The following is a 14,964-nucleotide window of genomic DNA, read 5'->3' on the forward strand; positions in this document are numbered from 1 at the left end:
ATGCCAGCCCGGGCGCAAAACTGCAGCGGGCCTACGCGTGGCGGGGATCTTGTTCGCCCGTCCCGTGCCGTTGCGGCTGGGCAGATTGATCGCCCGCAGCGGTGGGGTGGGGGGCGGACTGGGCGTACCAGCTCGCGAGGATGCGCAGCTTTTCGAGGTCGTCGTCGGTTTTGCCGGCGTAGACGAAGAGGATCTGGTCGGGGTCGCCGGGCAGGGAGAGGGCTTCGTAGGTGATGTCGAGGCGGCCGACGACGGGGTGGTTGAAGCGTTTGGTGCCCCAGGTGCGTTCGACGACGGTCCGCTCGGCCCACCAGGTGCGGAACTCGGGGGATGCGGAGCGCAGTTCGGCGACGAATTCGGCGATCTGCGGGTCGTGGGGGTTGCGGCCGGCCTCGGCGCGCAGCACGCCGACGACCTCGGAGGTGACCTGCGCCCAGTCGAGGTACAGGGAGCGGGCGGCGGGGTCGAGGAGCATCCAGCGCAGCAGGTTGCGCTCGCCTGGCGGGCGGTGGTTGAACGGGGTGAACAGGGCGTCGAGGAGGTCGTTGGAGGCCAGGACCTCGTTGCGGCGACCGAGGACGAAGGCCGGCTGGTCGTGCAGCCCGTTCAGCATGCGCAGCAGATCGGGCCGCACCTGCTGGGTTGGCGCCGGTTCCACGCTGCGGCGGGGCTGGGGGCGCAGCAGGTCGCGCAGGTACTGGGTCTCGGCCTGGGTCAGTCGCAGGGCCTCGGCGATGGAGAGGATGACGCCTTCGGAGGCGCTGGTGAGCCGTCCCTGTTCCAGGCGGGTGTAGTAGTCCACGCTGACCCCGGCGAGCTGCGCGACCTCTTCACGGCGCAGACCAGGTACCCGCCGACCCGGGTAGTTGGCCAGGCCGACCTGGGCGGGGCGGACCGCGTCACGCCGGGTGCGCAGGAACTTCTTGATCTCCTCGGCATTGTTCGCCATGGGCACCAGTGTTCCCCGGCTTGCGACGGAGATCCACCGGCGTGAGGGGGAAGGTCTTTCCCCGGCAGCAATGGCCCCCACAGGTGGCTTGGCCCCCGTGTTCTCGCCGTGCATGAATGGTGAGGCGGCCATCGCAGTGACCTTCAAAAGGTCCGCGGCCCGCCTGCCGTGTGCGTGGCACAGGCCGGGGCGGGCGCCGCTTCACCCCGTACACAGCACCCCTGTCGCGGTCACCTGTTGTGATTGCCGTGGGAGGGGTGCGCCCGTTCTGAGGGAGATCCCCAACATGACTGTCCAGCAGAAGGTCTGGTTCATCACCGGCTGCTCGACCGGCTTCGGCCGCGCTCTGGCCCAGGAGGTCCTCACCGCAGGCCACAAGGCGGTCGTCACCGCCCGTGATGTCTCCCAGGTCAAGGATCTCGTCGAGGGCAACGACCAGGCGCTGGCCCTGTCCCTCGACGTCACCGACGCCGCGCAGGTCAGGGAGGCCGTCGAGGTTGCGGAGAAGCATTTCGGTGGCATCGATGTGCTGGTCAACAACGCCGGCATCGGCTATTTCGCCGCCGTGGAGGAGAGCACCGACGACGAGATCCGCCGGATCTTCGACATCAACGTCTTCGGCCTGTCCGACGTCATCCGCGCCGTCCTGCCGGGCATGCGCGCACGCCGCTCGGGAACGATCGTGAACTTCTCCTCCATCGGAGGACTGCGCGCCTTCCCGGCCGTCGGCTACTACGCCGCCACCAAGTTCGCCGTCGAGGGCCTGACCGACGCCCTGCGCCAGGAGGTCGCCCCGCTGGGCATCACCACGCTGCTCGTGGAGCCCGGCCCCTTCCGCACCGACTGGGCCGGCCGGTCCGCCAACGAGACGCTGCCCGAGCGGGAGATCGCCGACTACGCCGACACGGTCGGCGCGGCGCGTGCCGGGTTCCGCGCGGACACCGGCAAGGAGCCCGGCGATCCCCACGCCGCCGCCCGGGCGATCATCACCGCCCTCTCCGCCGACACCCACCCGCAGCGCCTACTGCTGGGCGCTCCGGCGTACAGCATGGCCATCGAGCAGTTGGAGTCGATGCTCGCCGAGTTCCGCGCGAACGAGGCTCTGACGAAGTCTGCCGACTTCGACGCCTCCGCCGCCTGACCCAGCGACAGAATCCGTCGGCCGGTGACAACGCCGTACCCCTGACCCTGTCACCGGCCGGTGGGCCCGGGCAGCTGCGCTGCCTGCCCGGTACCCCGCACGGAGGCCGAACCAATGAGCACGCACATCACCCTCACCCGGGAGAGCCTGCAGGCCGCCGCCCCCGCACGGTGATCACCGGCCCGGCCGGAGCGACGGACCCCCAACACCTTCAACAGCCTGAGCCGAGCTACCCACCCGCAGCGGTCGGCCCGAGCCGCCGGTGACCCCACAGCCGGACCCTCCACCACCGCCCGCACCCGTACGACGAAAGGCGCGCAAGGATGAACGCGCACCCCACAGCAGCCACCGACATCGACCACGGCAAGGTCCGGATCAGCCACGGACGCGCCTGGATCGACCAGGACGCCGGCGTCCGCATCGGCTACACCCTCGCCGAACCGTCCCCTCTGCCCGAGGGCGCGGCGCCGAAGACCGTGGTCCTCGTCCACGGCGCCCCGCAGACCCGGCACGCCTGGCGCAAGGTCCTCACCCCGCTGGCACAGGCCGGCTACCGCGTCATCACCCCCGACTACCGCGGCGCCGGCGCGTCGACCAAGCCCCGCGACGGCTACGACAAGTGGACGATGGCTGCAGACCTGCACACCCTCATTCACGACCACCTCGGCATCCCGGGGCCCGTCTCCGTGGTCGGCCACGACCTCGGCTCGATGCTGGCGTTCGGATATGCCCTGCGCTACCGCGACGACGTCGTCAGCCTCACCACCATGGAAGCCCCGCTGCCCGGCACGGACTACTACGAGCAGCGCAAGGTCGCCAAGAGCGCCTGGCACTTCGACTTCCACGCCCACCCCGACATCGCCGTCCACCTCACCCACGGCCGGGAACGCTGGTACATCACACGGTTCTTCGACGACCTGACCTACCAGCCCGACGCCATCACAGACGCCGATGTGGACGTCTACGCCCGCGCCTTCCAGGCCCCCGGCGCGATGCGCGCCCTGTGCGAGATCTACCGGGAACTCGACCACGACGCCCGGATCCACCGTGACGCCATCGCCTCCGACGGCAAGCTCACCGTCCCCGTGCTCGCCTCCGGCGGCGCCACCCAAACGCTGGCCGCCAATTACCGGGCCATGTGCGAGGAGATCGCCGACCACGTCACCAGCCACCTCGTGGAGGGCGCCGGCCACTGGGTGCCCGAGGAGAACCCAGAGGGGTTCCTGCGCGCGTTCCTCGATTTCGACACCCGCGCACGCACCGACTGAACACCGCTGCCCAGAAGGTTCGCAGAAGGAGAGAGCCACCATGGCCGACAGCCACGACAACCACCTTCAGGGCCGGGTCAGCGTCATCACCGGCGCGTCCTCCGGCATCGGCGCGGCCACGGCCCGCGCCCTGGCCGCGCGCGGCGCCCGCGTCGTCCTCGCCGCCCGCAACGCCGACAAGCTCAACACCCTGATCACCGAGATCCGCGACGCAGGCGGTACCGCGACCGCCCGCATCACCGACGTCACACGCCGCGACGACGTCGAGGGCCTGATCGAGTTCGCCGCCAGTGAGTACGGCCCCGTCGACCACCTGGTCAACAACGCCGGCCTGATGCTCTTCTCCAAGTGGTCCGACCGTGCCGTCGACGACTGGGACAAGATGATCGACACCAACCTCCGCGGCTACCTGCACGCCATCAGCGCCGTCCTGCCCGGCATGATCGCCCGCCAGTGCGGCCACATCCTCAACCTCAGCTCGGTGGCCGGCATCCGCGTCGGGGACGCCAGCGGCGTCTACAGCGCCACCAAGTTCTTCATCCGCGGCATCACCGACAGCCTCCGCCAGGAAGTCGGCATCACCCACGGCATCCAGGTCTCCATGATCAGCCCCGGTGTCATCGACACCGGCTGGGCCGACAAGGTCTCCAACACCGAGGGCAAGCAGATCGCCCAGGACCTCAACGAGGGTGCCATCCACCCAGAGCGCGTGGCCGACGCCGTCGTCTACGCCCTCGACCAGCCCACCGACGTCACCGTCAATGACATCGTCATCCACCCCACCCGCCAGGACTGGTAACCCCACCCCCAGTACACGGACAAGGAGCACCTCTCATGAGCAGCACCGCCTCCCACCGCCGGCTCGCCCTGGTCACCGGGGCCTCCGCGGGCATCGGCTACGAACTCGCGAAGCTGTTCGCCATCAACGGCTTCGACCTGATCGCCACCGGCCGCAGCGAGCACACCGACCAGGCAGCGGCCGACCTCGCCCGGCACGGCGTCCACGTCACACCAGTACGCGCCGACCTCTCCCAGAGCGAGGGCGTGGAGGCGGTGTGGCGGGCGGTGCAGGAGACCGGCCGACCGCTCGACGCCGCGGTTCTCAACGCCGGCCGCAGCATCGGCGGCGCCTTCCTCGACACCGACCTGGACGACGAACTCTCCCTGATCCAGCTGAATGTGGCCTCCGTCGTCCACCTGGCCAAGCACGTCGCCCGGCACATGGCCGCGGGCGGCCGCGGCCGCATCCTGATCACCTCGTCGCTGTCGGCGACCCTGCCCACCCCCTACGAGACCGTGTACGGGCCCTCCCGCGCGTTCACCCGCATGTTCGCCCTCGGACTGCGCGAGGAACTCAAGGAACACGGCGTCACCGTCACCTGCCTCATGCCCGGAGCCACCGACAGCAACTTCCACGCCAGCGCCGGCATGAACAACACCGCCTTCGGCCCCAGCATGAAGAAGAACAGCCGCAAGGAAGTCGCCCGCCAGGGCTTCCTCGCCCTGATGAACGGACGCGCCGAGGTCGTCGGCGGCGACGCCGCCACCAAGCGCACCGCCATCGAACACCGCTTCCTGCCCGAGACCTACAAGGCCGCCCGTCACGCCACGAAGGCCAAGCCGCGTCCTGAGCAGTAGCAACCATCGAGCTCGGCACTCGGAGGATCACGAGCTAAGTGCGGCGCCCCTCACGCTTCCCGGGCCAGGGGCGGCTCGCGGTCGGCTTCGCGAGACGCTTCATCGTCCAGCCCTCTGCCCGGCCCACCTGGCAGAGGCTGAACCATCCACAGGACCGAATGCCCAGGCCCCGGCAGCCATGTCCTCGGCGCCCGGGGCCGGAAACTGCCGACTGCCGCGCGCGGCCGGGCTACTTGAGGGCGCCGGCGCCGAGGCCGTTCACGATGTTCCGCTGCGCGAGCAGGTAGAACACGATCACGGGCACCACCGAGATCACGGTCGCGGCGAGCAGGACCTGCTGTTGCGGTGTCTCCGCCGAGTTGAAGCTCGTCAGCCCGCGCTGGACCGGCATGAGTTTGTTGTCGTCGAAGAGGACCAGGGCCATGAGGTACTCGTTCCAGGCGTGGAGTCCCTGGATCACGGCGACGGCGGCGAGACCCGGCCGGGCCAGCGGGAGGATGATGCTCGCGAAGATCCTGAGCGGTGACGCGCCGTCGAGTGCCGCCGACTCCTCGAGTTCTTTGGGCTGGCCGACGAAGAAGCTGCGCATGATCAGCGTCGCCATCGGGACCCCGGAGGTGATCAGGATCAGGATGTAGCCGACTCGGCTGTTGGTCAGTTGGAGGTCGAGGAGGAGCCGGTACTGGGCGAGGAACATCGCCGGCGCGGGGATGATCATGACCGCGAGGATCACGAAGGTGAAGAACCCCTTCCCCCAGAACTCGACCCGGGCCAGGACGTATCCCGCCGTGCTGGACACGACGAGGATGCCCAGCACGGCGGTCAGCGTGTAGAGCACGCTGTTGGAGAGATACGTACCGAGGTCACCTTCGGTCCAGGCGGTGGCGTAGTTCTGCCAGTGGAACACGCTCGGTATGAGGCTGTCCCCGGACAGCAGTTCGTCCTGGGTCTGGAGCGATCCGGACAGCATCCACAGAAGCGGGAAGAGCGCGGTCAGTGCCGCCACGCCGAGCAGGCCGTAGAGGCCCACCCGGTCGGCCCGTATCCGGCGTCGACGCGGCCGGGGAGAGCGGTCCCGGAGGGAGTTGCCGGACGGTCCTTCGGCACCACCGTTCTTCTCGGTGCCTACGAGCGACGTCGCCATGTCTGCCCGGTCACCTGCTTTCGTCGTCATTTGTCGGCCCGCCGTCGCGCGATGGTGAGCTGGAGGAAGGAGAGCACCACGAGGGCGCCGCCGAAGAGCACCGACATCGCCGCCGCGCTGCCGTAGCGGTTGTTTGTAAAGGCCTCGTCGTAGATGAGCAGGGTGGGCACCAGGGTGTGCGAGCCGGGGCCGCCGTTGGTGAGGACCTGGACCGTGCCGAAGATCTGCAGGGCCGCGAGGAGAGTCAGCAGGCTGACGATCGTGGTGACGGGGGCGAGCTGTGGCCAGGTGATGTACCGGAACTTGGCCCAGTCACGCGCGCCGTCGAGTTCCGCCGCCTCGTACAGTTCCTCCGGAATGTCCTGGAGACCGGCGAGGAAGAGGAGGAATCCGAAACCCCAGTGGAACCAGATGAAGACGGCGGCGACGGACGGCAGGGCGAATGTCGGGTCGCCGAGCCAGTTCTGCTGAAGGGACTCCAAGCCGACCGTGTCGAGCAGCCGGTTGAGGACCCCGGAGCGTGGTTCGAACATGAACAGGAAGATCACGCCGACGACCACGACGGAGAGAATGCCCGGCAGGTAGAAGACGGTGCGGAAGAAGGTTTTCAAGCGCCTGATCCGGTTCACCGCGATGGCCATGCCCAGGGAAAGAGCGTTGCCCAGGAAGAAGCCGACCACGCCGAATATCGCGACGTTCTTCATCGACGCCCAGAATTCGTCGTCCCCGAAGACGAACTCGTAGTTCTGCAGGCCGACCCAGGGGGTGTCAGGACTGATCCCGTCCCAGGACTGGAAGCTCAGCAGAATCGCCTGCACGAACGGTGCGATGGTGAACACACCGATGAGCACGATCGCGGGAGCGAGGAACGTCAGTGCTGTGATGTTGCGGCGCAGGGTGCGTCGGTCGCGGACGCGCGCCGTCAGCGACGCCATCAGCCGCGTTCCTGCGCCGACTGGAGGTCGTCGAGGACCTGGTCGACGGTCTTCTCGCCGAGGACCAGGCTCTGGGTGTCGCGGGTGAGCGCCGCGTTGACGTCGGACGTGAGGCTGGTGGTCACCTTCTGCTGGTTCTTGGTGGCCGCGGCAAAGCCAGTGAGTTGCGGAGGAAGATTGCGGCCGGCCAGGAGCTGCTTGCTCGTCGGTACGATGCGGGCCTCCTCGGCGAACACCTTCTGCTGCTCCGGCATCGTCAGCCACTTGACGAAGGCCAGGGCTTCCTTGGGGTGCTTGCCACGGGGGTTGACGACCGCGCCCTTGCCGGGGACGCCCGGGGACCGGGGGGTGAGCGTGCCGTCCGTGGCGGCGGGCAGGGGCATCGAGGCGTAGTCGGTGTAGTCGGGGGCCGTGCGCTTGCCGACCGAGACGCCTGCCGAGGCGTCGAAGATGGCGCCGACCTCACGCTTGTTGAAGAAGGATGTCTCGACCGCGGGGTTGTCGCCCTGACCGCCGGGGAGCGCTCCGTTGGATATGACGCCGGCCTTCTTCAGATCGAGGAGGAGTTGAAACGCCTTGCGCCAGCCGTCCGACTTCCAGCTCGACTTGCCGGCGAAGGTGTCCGAGATCTGCTGGTCGGTGAGCCAGTTGGAGGCGAACTGCTGGATCAGCGCCGGGGTGAGCGTCGAGGCGACCGAGAAGTTCCCCTTGCCGTCCTTGTTGGAGGCCTTTAGGGCGGTGATGAGGTCGTCCATGGTATTCGGCGGCGCCTTCGGGTCGATCTTGGTCCTGGTGGGATCGAAGATCAGGCCGTAGGACTGCGTCTCCCAGTGCGCCGAGTAGATGCCCGCCTTCACACCGAGGTTGTTGTCCTTGGTGAAGGTCGACTGCTCGACGACTCCCGGGGCGAACTGGTCGCCCCACGCTCCCTTGAGTTCGGACTGAAGGTTCATGGCCCAGCCGGCCTTGTAGAACGGGGCCATGTCGACGGCGAGGAAGGACGAGTACACATCGGGCATGTTGCGGGACTGCGCCTTGGCCTGGAGCTTCGCCAGGTAGTCGGACGGCCCGGGGGACTCGACCTTGACGGCGATCCCCGTCTGCCTCGTGTACTGCTTGGCGAGCGCGTTGAGGGCGGCTTCCTGGCCTCGCGACTGGTTCATGAAGGTCAGCTCGACCCGGCCGCCGTCGGACCCGGAGTCACTGTCCGACCCGCACCCCTGGAGGAGGAGCGACGCGGCGATGCTCAGCGATCCGGCCGTCCCGATGAAGGAGCGGCGGTTCATGCGCCGGGACACGGGCTGAGTGGGATTCTTGCGCATGGTTATCACCTTTGATTCGTGCGCTGTTGGCAGATGGGGTGTGCGGTGGTGCTGGAGGTGTGGGGGAAGTGGACGCCCCGGCACGGAAGCGTGGCCGGGCCGTCCGGGTAAGGCAGTCACCAGGCCGTCATCCGAAACCCTCGGCCACGACGGTCCAGCCCTCGGGAGGCTTCGCTCCGCCGTCTACGGCGGCCACGACGTGGGCGACCGCGGCGAGCAGTCCGCCGTTCGCCGGAAGGTAGAGCGTGAGGAAGCCCGGCATCTGAGGGTTGTGGCCGTTCGTCAGGAACTGGTTCTTGGGTGAGGGGAACAGCAGCGCGTCCAAAGCGCGGCCCACGTCGCCCAGGCGCGCGGCGGTCATCGCCATGACCGGGTAGTCCCAGCCCCAACTGGTGTGGAAATCCCAGTGGTTCCAGACCGCGTCGAGAGTCGCGCCCATGACGTCGGGGTCCACGATTCCGGTGTCGGGCAGCCAGCCGAGCGCCATCAGCATCGACGGATGGTCCTTGCGCATCAGGTACGGCGGCGTCGCGAGCGCGGCGTACGTGCCGTCCGGAAGGACCAGCGGACGCCGCATGCCGCGCGCGACGCGGTCCCAGTCGTGGCGGAGCGGGAGTCCGAGACGTCGTCTCCACGCGTTCGCGACGTCGAGAGCCCAGGACCAGTAGACGAGTTCGAAGGTCGGGTCGGCGTTGGTGAGGCGGTCGGCGAGGTAGCTCTCCTGCGCGGGGATGAGCGGAGGCGGCAGAGTGAGAACACCGTCGCGTTCCTCGACGAAGTCGGCCATGAGGTCGGCGGTGGCCTCGACCAGCGGATAGTGCTCCCCAAGGAACTCGGTCGAGCGTCCTTCGTCGTGCAGCAACTCCAGCAGATGGATGACGTGAGGCTGCTGCCAGATCAGGAACACGCCGATGTGGCTGGGCGACTCACGCGCCGAGTTGTCGGTCTGCTTCGGCCAGCGTGCGCCACGGTAGCCCTGACGCCGGGCTGTGCTTCGTGCGGCGGTGAGGGCGCCGTGGTACCAGCCGAGGCTGCGCTCCAGCAGTTCGCCGCGACCCCACAGCGGGAAGTGCGCCGCATGCCACCAGTGCATCTCCAGATGGAACTTGCCCGTCCACGTGTTGTAGGTCAGTCCGGTCTCCGCGGGCGGTGTGGCGCCGGCGCCGTTGACCGCCGTCAGGTACTGCGACAACACGACGCGGCGTTCCAGTTCCGCGGCCCGCTCGTCGGTGCTGCCCTGGAAGCTCACTGCGGCGCCACCGACCCAGTGGTGCTCCCACCAGCGCGCTGAAGCCTCTTGGACGGACTCGAAGTCAGAAGCGGTCATGTCGGCGTCCGGCCTCGGCAGCCCGTACGAGGGCGTCGCGTTGGCGTCTCGCTCCTCGGGCCGGAGGGTGACGATCACATCGAGTTCCGGCTGATCGGTCGTCACCAGGGCGCGAGTGCCGTCGTCGTGCGGGGTGAGGTGACCGGTCGTCTCGATCGTGACGACGTACGCCGACGACTCCACGGCGCGGTGTGCTTCCCAGTGTCCGGGGCCCAGCCGGGCCCAGCTGACGCGCTCGTCGAGTGGAAGCTCGAAAGGCGCCAGGTCGTCGGGTTGTGGGTCGAAGCACCAGGCCACGCCGAGGCCCCGCGCCAGCAACGGGGATCGCAGGCGCACCGCGAAGCGATGGACGCCGGGGTGCGCCACGGTCGTGACCGTCACGGGGACGCCGTCCAGGCGGTACGTGGCATGCACGGTCCCGGTCCACAGGTCGAGTTCGGTGCGGGTGTCCGTGAGCCGGTGCGGGCCGTCCAACCGGGGCCCCTCGGGTGTTGCGTCGAGCGCGAGGCGCCCGAGGTGCGCGCGGCGGGGGTTGAAGGCGAGCCAGGCTCCGGGAGCGAACTCGTCCGGGATCGGGTCGCCGGCGCGGTGCAGTCTCTTACGGTCGAGGTAGGGCACCGTGCCACGCGAAGTCTCGTACGCGGTCGTCGCCTCGCCGGAAAAGAACGCGCGCTCGGTCCGGGTGCGGTACCACCCCCAGGTCGACTGCGTGCGCAGAGGTATCTGGTGGTCGTCGCGGTCGAACGGGCGGGGGAGGTGAGCGGGCAGGCCGGTCTCGCCGCCGTCGACGACGCGCCGCGGATCCGGGCGCAGCTCGTGGAACTCCGGGAACGTCTGAAGGCCCGACAGGTCGACCGTCATCGCGATGTCGCCGTTGCCGACAGTGAGGACGTCGGTGGGGTGCGGTGCCGTCAGGACGGGATTGTGCCGGCGGACGAGCCCGCGTCGATCGAGCGTCATGTGAGGGCTCCCTCACGGGAGCCGGCCTGCGAAGTGACTACGGGACGACGGCGGACCGGGGTGGTGTGCTGGGCGGACATACGTGCTTCCTTCATGTGCTGACGCCGCGCGAGGCTGTACGCAAGGCGGCGGGATGCTCGCCCTCACCCGCGGGGGCTCGGAGATGTTCAGGGGTGGCCGCGGCGGGCCACGCCGCCGAGCCAGGCGAGGCTCGGCTTGGGACGGCGCTCGAAGGTCTCCCGGTCCACGGCGATCAGCCCGAACGTGGGTGCCCAGTGGCCCCACTCGAAGTTGTCCAGGGCGGACCAGTGCAGATAACCGCGTACGTCGACGCCGTCGTCCATGGCCGCGAACAGGTGGCGCAACGCCTCGTCCGTGTACGCGATACGGCGGGTGTCATCGGCGGTGGCGATGCCGTTCTCGGTCACCAGGATCGGGATGCCGCCCGTGACCTCCCAGGTGTGGCGCACCGCCATGCCCAGCGCGTCCGGCCGGTACGCCGAACCGACCTGGGTGTTGTCGGGGTGAGGCGGGTGCGGTTCGATGCCGTCCTTGCCGACCCACACACTGGAGTAGGCCTGGGCGCCGACGAAGTCGTCGCCGCGCGCGGCCTCCAGGTACAGGTCCTCCCAGATGTACTCCAGTTCGCGCTTCCGCTCCTCGGCACCGGGGCGAGCGGCGAAGGCCCGGTTGGCCACCGTCCAGCCGACGGCCGCGTCGGTGTTGGCGCGCACAATGTCGCGGACCGCGTGATGCGCCTTGACCAGGGCGTCGCTGATGTCGGTGTCCGGGGTCGGCCACTTCACGCGACGGTCGGTGTCCACGGTGGGGCTCTGCCACATCCCCGACCGCTGCTGCTCCTTGAGCGTCAGGCGGTCCCTGGTCAACATCATCGCGAGCATGTTGGGCTCGTTCATGGTGACGATGTACGGAACGTCGCCGAGGATGTCGGTCACCCGCTCCGCGTAGGCGACGAAGCGGTCGACCGCCCGCTCGCCGGCCCAGCTGCCCTCCTCGGCGAACCAGCGTGGGTTGGAGAAGTGGTGCAGGGTGATCATGGGCGTCAGACCGAGCCCGTGGGCGGTGTCGATCATCCGGCGATAGTGGGCGAGTTCGGCCCGCGAGAACTCCCCTGGGACGGGTTCGATGCGTGCCCACTCCACGCCGAAGCGGTACGAGTTGAGCCCCGCCTCCGCCAGCAGCCGCATGTCCTCCGCGTAGCGGTGGTAGCTGTCACAGGCGTCCCCGCTGCGTTCCAGGCCGGGCACCTGGCCCTCGCGTACCCACCAGTCGCTGTTGGTGTTGTTGCCCTCGATCTGGTGCGGCGCGGAGGCGGCTCCCCAGAGGAAACCGACGCTGTGGGTCTTGTCCGGCATTCCAGCTCCTTCGGGCGCGGACGACGCCACCGTCAGATTGCTCATTCGATCATCCATGGCGCCTCCCGCCTGTTCGAGTCACGGGAATACTGATCGGCTTACGACATTTGGTCAATAGGTCAATCAGAAGAAATTGAAACGTTCAAACGCTCATCCGGACACGAGAGCTTCCCTGTCCGCAGTGGCGTGCGCCGCGGTCACTCCCACGTCGACGATCAGGTCAGGGCCGACCTATGCCTTGCGCAAGCGGCCCACATCGACGTGCGGAAGGGGCGGAACTCATGCAACCTCCTGCGCCGTTGAGGACAACTACCGGCGAGAGCAACCGTGTTCAGGGTCTTGCCATCCACCGCGATCGGGGAGTCTAATCGCCGAACTGCCACCACCGTGGTTACATTCTAACGAGTCGCCCCTCTCGCGTTCCCTCCCCGTCCTCATCCGAGGACCGCTCGATGTGCGGGCCACCCGTCGGCCCGCGCGAGCCCGTCCGCTCCGTGAGCGCGACACGCGTCCCGCGCGCCGTTCACCCAGGGCACTCCTCGCGGCACGCGGTGCCCGGGCCGGGCGGCGACCCCTTTCTCTGCCTCCCCGCAGAACCACCACCACATCCGAAGGAGTCGGCATGCGTGCCGGGAGGGGCACCGATGACACCGAACCGAGAGGAAACCCTGTGGCTGTGCCGAGCACGAGGAATCCACAGCAGTTCATCACCGAGTGATCGGAGCTGACCTCGCCCACATGGCGGGGTCCCGCTCACGCCGACCGCTCTGGCGCCGGGCGACACCTGTCGTCGAGCTAGGAGGACATGACCTTCCCAGCCAAGGACGCCTCCACCCATATGACGCCCAACTCAAGGAGGAGATGAGCATGCTCTTGCGGAGAAGAACACGAATTCCGCGAGTCTGGCCGGTATTGGCGCTGATCCTCGCCCTGGCCGTGACCAGCACCTCATGGCAGCCCGCGCATGCCTCACCGGCGGCGGACAGCGGGCAGGCCGTCCCGCCGCCGCCCAGGCCGGAGCCGATCAAGGTGAGGGAGCTGCCGCTGCCGCCGGTCACGCCGAGCACCGCGGCCGGTTCCTGCACCAGGGACATCAACCCGCGCGGCACCGGATGCATCGGACAATCCCCCGGCCTGTTCTCGGGGAACTTCCTGCCGGACAGCCGGAACATCGTCGCGACGGTGCTCTTCACAGGCGCACCGGCGGCACCCGACCCGTCGAGCATCTACACGGGCCAGCAGCTGATCCTCGTGAGGGCCGATGGGACCACCTTCCCCAACGGGGACGCGTGGAAGTGCGTCACCTGCGGCATCCCCCCGGGCAATGCGCCGGGACCCTCCGACGCGATGGACTACCCCCAGGCTTTCGGCGACGGCAAGCGGGTCCTCGCCGGGACGAACATCATCGACTGCGGCCCCTACAAGCTGGCCGACCGGGCCTGCACCCCACAGCGGGTCCACATCTACCCCATCCGGTGGAACAACACCGTGGACGGCTCGGGGCCCGGCGGAAGCATCCGCGAACTGCGCCTCAACCCCGACGACACACACCTGGGCTTCAGCTCGATGACCGTGACGGGCGGCAGGCTCGACCAGTTCTCGTACCTGGGCCGGTTGCAGTTCAACCCGTCCCCGACGACGGGCACGCCGCTGGTGCCTCGCTTTGACCTGGTGAAGGTCAGCCGGCTGTTCGACCCGAACGCCACGAAGCCGGTCGACACCGATCCCAGCGACCCCGGCAAGCTGCGGTTCGACCCGTTCCTCCCCTCGGTCGGCGAAGTGCGGGGCTTCTCCGCCGACGGACGCGAGGTCACCTACGTCGGCTACCCGGCGGATTCGTCCAACATCGACGTCTTCGCGGCCAACCTGACCACTGGCAAGGTCCGTCGGCTGACCGCCGATCCCGAGTACGTCGATCCGGTCGACCTCTCGCCCGACGGCAAGTGGACGGTGGTCATGGACACCCGGGGCACCGACCGGCTGTCATTCCTGTCCGCCATGCGCGGCGTGCCGGGCATCACCGACCTGCTGAGTGCCAGCGCGATCTCGGCCGCCCGCAACAACGGCAAGCGCCGGTTCTTCCAGCCGTACCTCATCGACGCGCACGGTGACCGCGGCTCCTACGCGGGCCAGCAGCTCAACGCCGCCGGCGACGGCAGCCCCGGCAGCATCAACGATCCGCTGTGGAACGGCCGGGCCGACCCCAAGTGGTCGCCCGACGGAACGCAGATCGCGTACTGGCAGTCGCTGGCCGTCGCGCCCGACTGCGGCGGCCAGAACCCGCTGCCCTGCCCCTTGTCCACCGCCCCCGGCGGCCGGACCGAACGTTTGATGATCGCCGACCTCACCAGCCGCAAGCCGCAGAAGCGGAAGCCGGTCGCCCCCATCTCCGACACCGTCCCCTGGGGCGTACCGTACGAGCCGGGCAGCGCGATCCCCGCAAGGACGCATCTGGCGTCGGGCACCTACACCCTGGACGGCAAGAAGTCCGGCTCGGCCGAGGTGACAGTCACCGAGAACAGCGCGCACACCGCCATCAGCACCCTCGCCGTCACCTACAAGGACTACTCCGACGACGGACGCTACGTCATCAACGGCACCGAGAGCGTGACCCTGCAGAACGAGACTCCCTTCCACAACAGGATCGACTGGTACTCCGACATGCTCCAGACCGACATCGGGACCGGCCGCGTCCACACGACGAAGAAGACCAGCCCCGACGGATTCCACCTGGACATCACCGTGGGAACCAACAAGTTCCAGGCGACCGGCACGCTGACCACCACCGTCGACGGCCACGCCTACACCCAGCCCGCCAACGGAACCTGACCTCGCCGAGATCAGACGTCGCGGATATGTCCCGGTGGGCGACGACGGCCGTCCACCAGGACAGCCACATCGCAC

11 protein-coding genes are annotated in these 14,964 nt (G+C 68.6%); 5 read left to right on the forward strand and 6 right to left on the reverse strand.

Annotation, left to right across the window (positions count from 1 at the left end):
• Positions 1–31: 31 nt before the first annotated feature.
• Entirely contained in the window at positions 32–949 is a 918-nt protein-coding gene (locus AB0D34_RS13080) for a helix-turn-helix transcriptional regulator (protein ID WP_362660828.1), read from the reverse strand.
• Between the two features lie 286 nt (positions 950–1,235).
• Here AB0D34_RS13080 and AB0D34_RS13085 point away from each other — a divergent pair, with 286 nt between their 5' ends.
• The 4 genes from AB0D34_RS13085 to AB0D34_RS13100 all read left to right on the forward strand — a co-directional run bounded on the left by AB0D34_RS13085 (position 1,236) and on the right by AB0D34_RS13100 (position 4,996).
• On the forward strand, positions 1,236–2,090 hold the full coding sequence (locus tag AB0D34_RS13085; RefSeq protein WP_362660830.1) for an oxidoreductase: 855 nt from the start codon (positions 1,236–1,238) through the stop codon (positions 2,088–2,090).
• Positions 2,091–2,413: 323 nt separating this feature from the next.
• On the forward strand, positions 2,414–3,358 hold the full coding sequence (locus AB0D34_RS13090) for an alpha/beta hydrolase (protein ID WP_362660832.1): 945 nt from the start codon (positions 2,414–2,416) through the stop codon (positions 3,356–3,358).
• A 40-nt stretch (positions 3,359–3,398) separates the two neighbouring features.
• Positions 3,399–4,157 (forward strand): SDR family oxidoreductase, encoded by a 759-nt coding sequence (locus AB0D34_RS13095; protein WP_362660834.1) that lies wholly within the window; start codon positions 3,399–3,401, stop codon positions 4,155–4,157.
• A gap of 35 nt (positions 4,158–4,192) precedes the next feature.
• The gene (locus AB0D34_RS13100; RefSeq protein ID WP_362660836.1) at positions 4,193–4,996 is read left to right on the forward strand and encodes an SDR family NAD(P)-dependent oxidoreductase; all 804 of its coding nucleotides are present in this window, start codon (positions 4,193–4,195) and stop codon (positions 4,994–4,996) included.
• A gap of 229 nt (positions 4,997–5,225) precedes the next feature.
• Here the strand turns inward: AB0D34_RS13100 and AB0D34_RS13105 are convergent, their stop codons facing one another.
• The 5 genes from AB0D34_RS13105 to AB0D34_RS13125 form a co-directional block, all read right to left on the reverse strand.
• Positions 5,226–6,140 (reverse strand): carbohydrate ABC transporter permease, encoded by a 915-nt coding sequence (locus tag AB0D34_RS13105; RefSeq protein WP_362660838.1) that lies wholly within the window; start codon positions 6,138–6,140, stop codon positions 5,226–5,228.
• Positions 6,141–6,166: 26 nt separating this feature from the next.
• On the reverse strand, positions 6,167–7,075 hold the full coding sequence (locus AB0D34_RS13110; protein WP_362660839.1) for a sugar ABC transporter permease: 909 nt from the start codon (positions 7,073–7,075) through the stop codon (positions 6,167–6,169).
• The gene (locus AB0D34_RS13115) at positions 7,075–8,397 is read right to left on the reverse strand and encodes an ABC transporter substrate-binding protein (protein ID WP_362660841.1); all 1,323 of its coding nucleotides are present in this window, start codon (positions 8,395–8,397) and stop codon (positions 7,075–7,077) included. Before AB0D34_RS13115 ends, AB0D34_RS13110 begins: the two co-directional genes overlap by 1 nt.
• A gap of 127 nt (positions 8,398–8,524) precedes the next feature.
• Positions 8,525–10,684: a hypothetical protein gene (locus AB0D34_RS13120; RefSeq protein ID WP_362660843.1), complete on the reverse strand. Its 2,160-nt coding sequence runs from the start codon at positions 10,682–10,684 to the stop codon at positions 8,525–8,527.
• A 167-nt stretch (positions 10,685–10,851) separates the two neighbouring features.
• Positions 10,852–12,060: a family 1 glycosylhydrolase gene (locus tag AB0D34_RS13125; RefSeq protein WP_362660844.1), complete on the reverse strand. Its 1,209-nt coding sequence runs from the start codon at positions 12,058–12,060 to the stop codon at positions 10,852–10,854.
• Between the two features lie 936 nt (positions 12,061–12,996).
• Here AB0D34_RS13125 and AB0D34_RS13130 point away from each other — a divergent pair.
• Positions 12,997–14,889, forward strand: a complete 1,893-nt coding sequence (locus tag AB0D34_RS13130) for a hypothetical protein (protein WP_362660846.1) — start codon at positions 12,997–12,999, stop codon at positions 14,887–14,889.
• Positions 14,890–14,964 lie beyond the last annotated feature (75 nt).

The sequence above is a fragment of the Streptomyces sp. NPDC048420 genome (assembly GCF_040651535.1).
Classification (GTDB): domain Bacteria; phylum Actinomycetota; class Actinomycetes; order Streptomycetales; family Streptomycetaceae; genus Streptomyces.

Bases quoted from the DNA above. Each gene is read 5' to 3' on its own strand.
- AB0D34_RS13080 (WP_362660828.1), bottom strand. From the start codon at position 949: ATGGCGAACAATGCCGAGGAGATCAAGAAGTTCCTGCGCACCCGGCGT.
- AB0D34_RS13105 (WP_362660838.1), bottom strand. From the start codon at position 6,140: ATGGCGACGTCGCTCGTAGGCACCGAGAAGAACGGTGGTGCCGAAGGA.
- AB0D34_RS13085 (WP_362660830.1), top strand. From the start codon at position 1,236: ATGACTGTCCAGCAGAAGGTCTGGTTCATCACCGGCTGCTCGACCGGC.
- AB0D34_RS13110 (WP_362660839.1), bottom strand. From the start codon at position 7,075: ATGGCGTCGCTGACGGCGCGCGTCCGCGACCGACGCACCCTGCGCCGC.
- AB0D34_RS13100 (WP_362660836.1), top strand. From the start codon at position 4,193: ATGAGCAGCACCGCCTCCCACCGCCGGCTCGCCCTGGTCACCGGGGCC.
- AB0D34_RS13120 (WP_362660843.1), bottom strand. From the start codon at position 10,684: ATGACGCTCGATCGACGCGGGCTCGTCCGCCGGCACAATCCCGTCCTG.
- AB0D34_RS13095 (WP_362660834.1), top strand. From the start codon at position 3,399: ATGGCCGACAGCCACGACAACCACCTTCAGGGCCGGGTCAGCGTCATC.
- AB0D34_RS13125 (WP_362660844.1), bottom strand. From the start codon at position 12,060: ATGCCGGACAAGACCCACAGCGTCGGTTTCCTCTGGGGAGCCGCCTCC.
- AB0D34_RS13090 (WP_362660832.1), top strand. From the start codon at position 2,414: ATGAACGCGCACCCCACAGCAGCCACCGACATCGACCACGGCAAGGTC.
- AB0D34_RS13115 (WP_362660841.1), bottom strand. From the start codon at position 8,397: ATGCGCAAGAATCCCACTCAGCCCGTGTCCCGGCGCATGAACCGCCGC.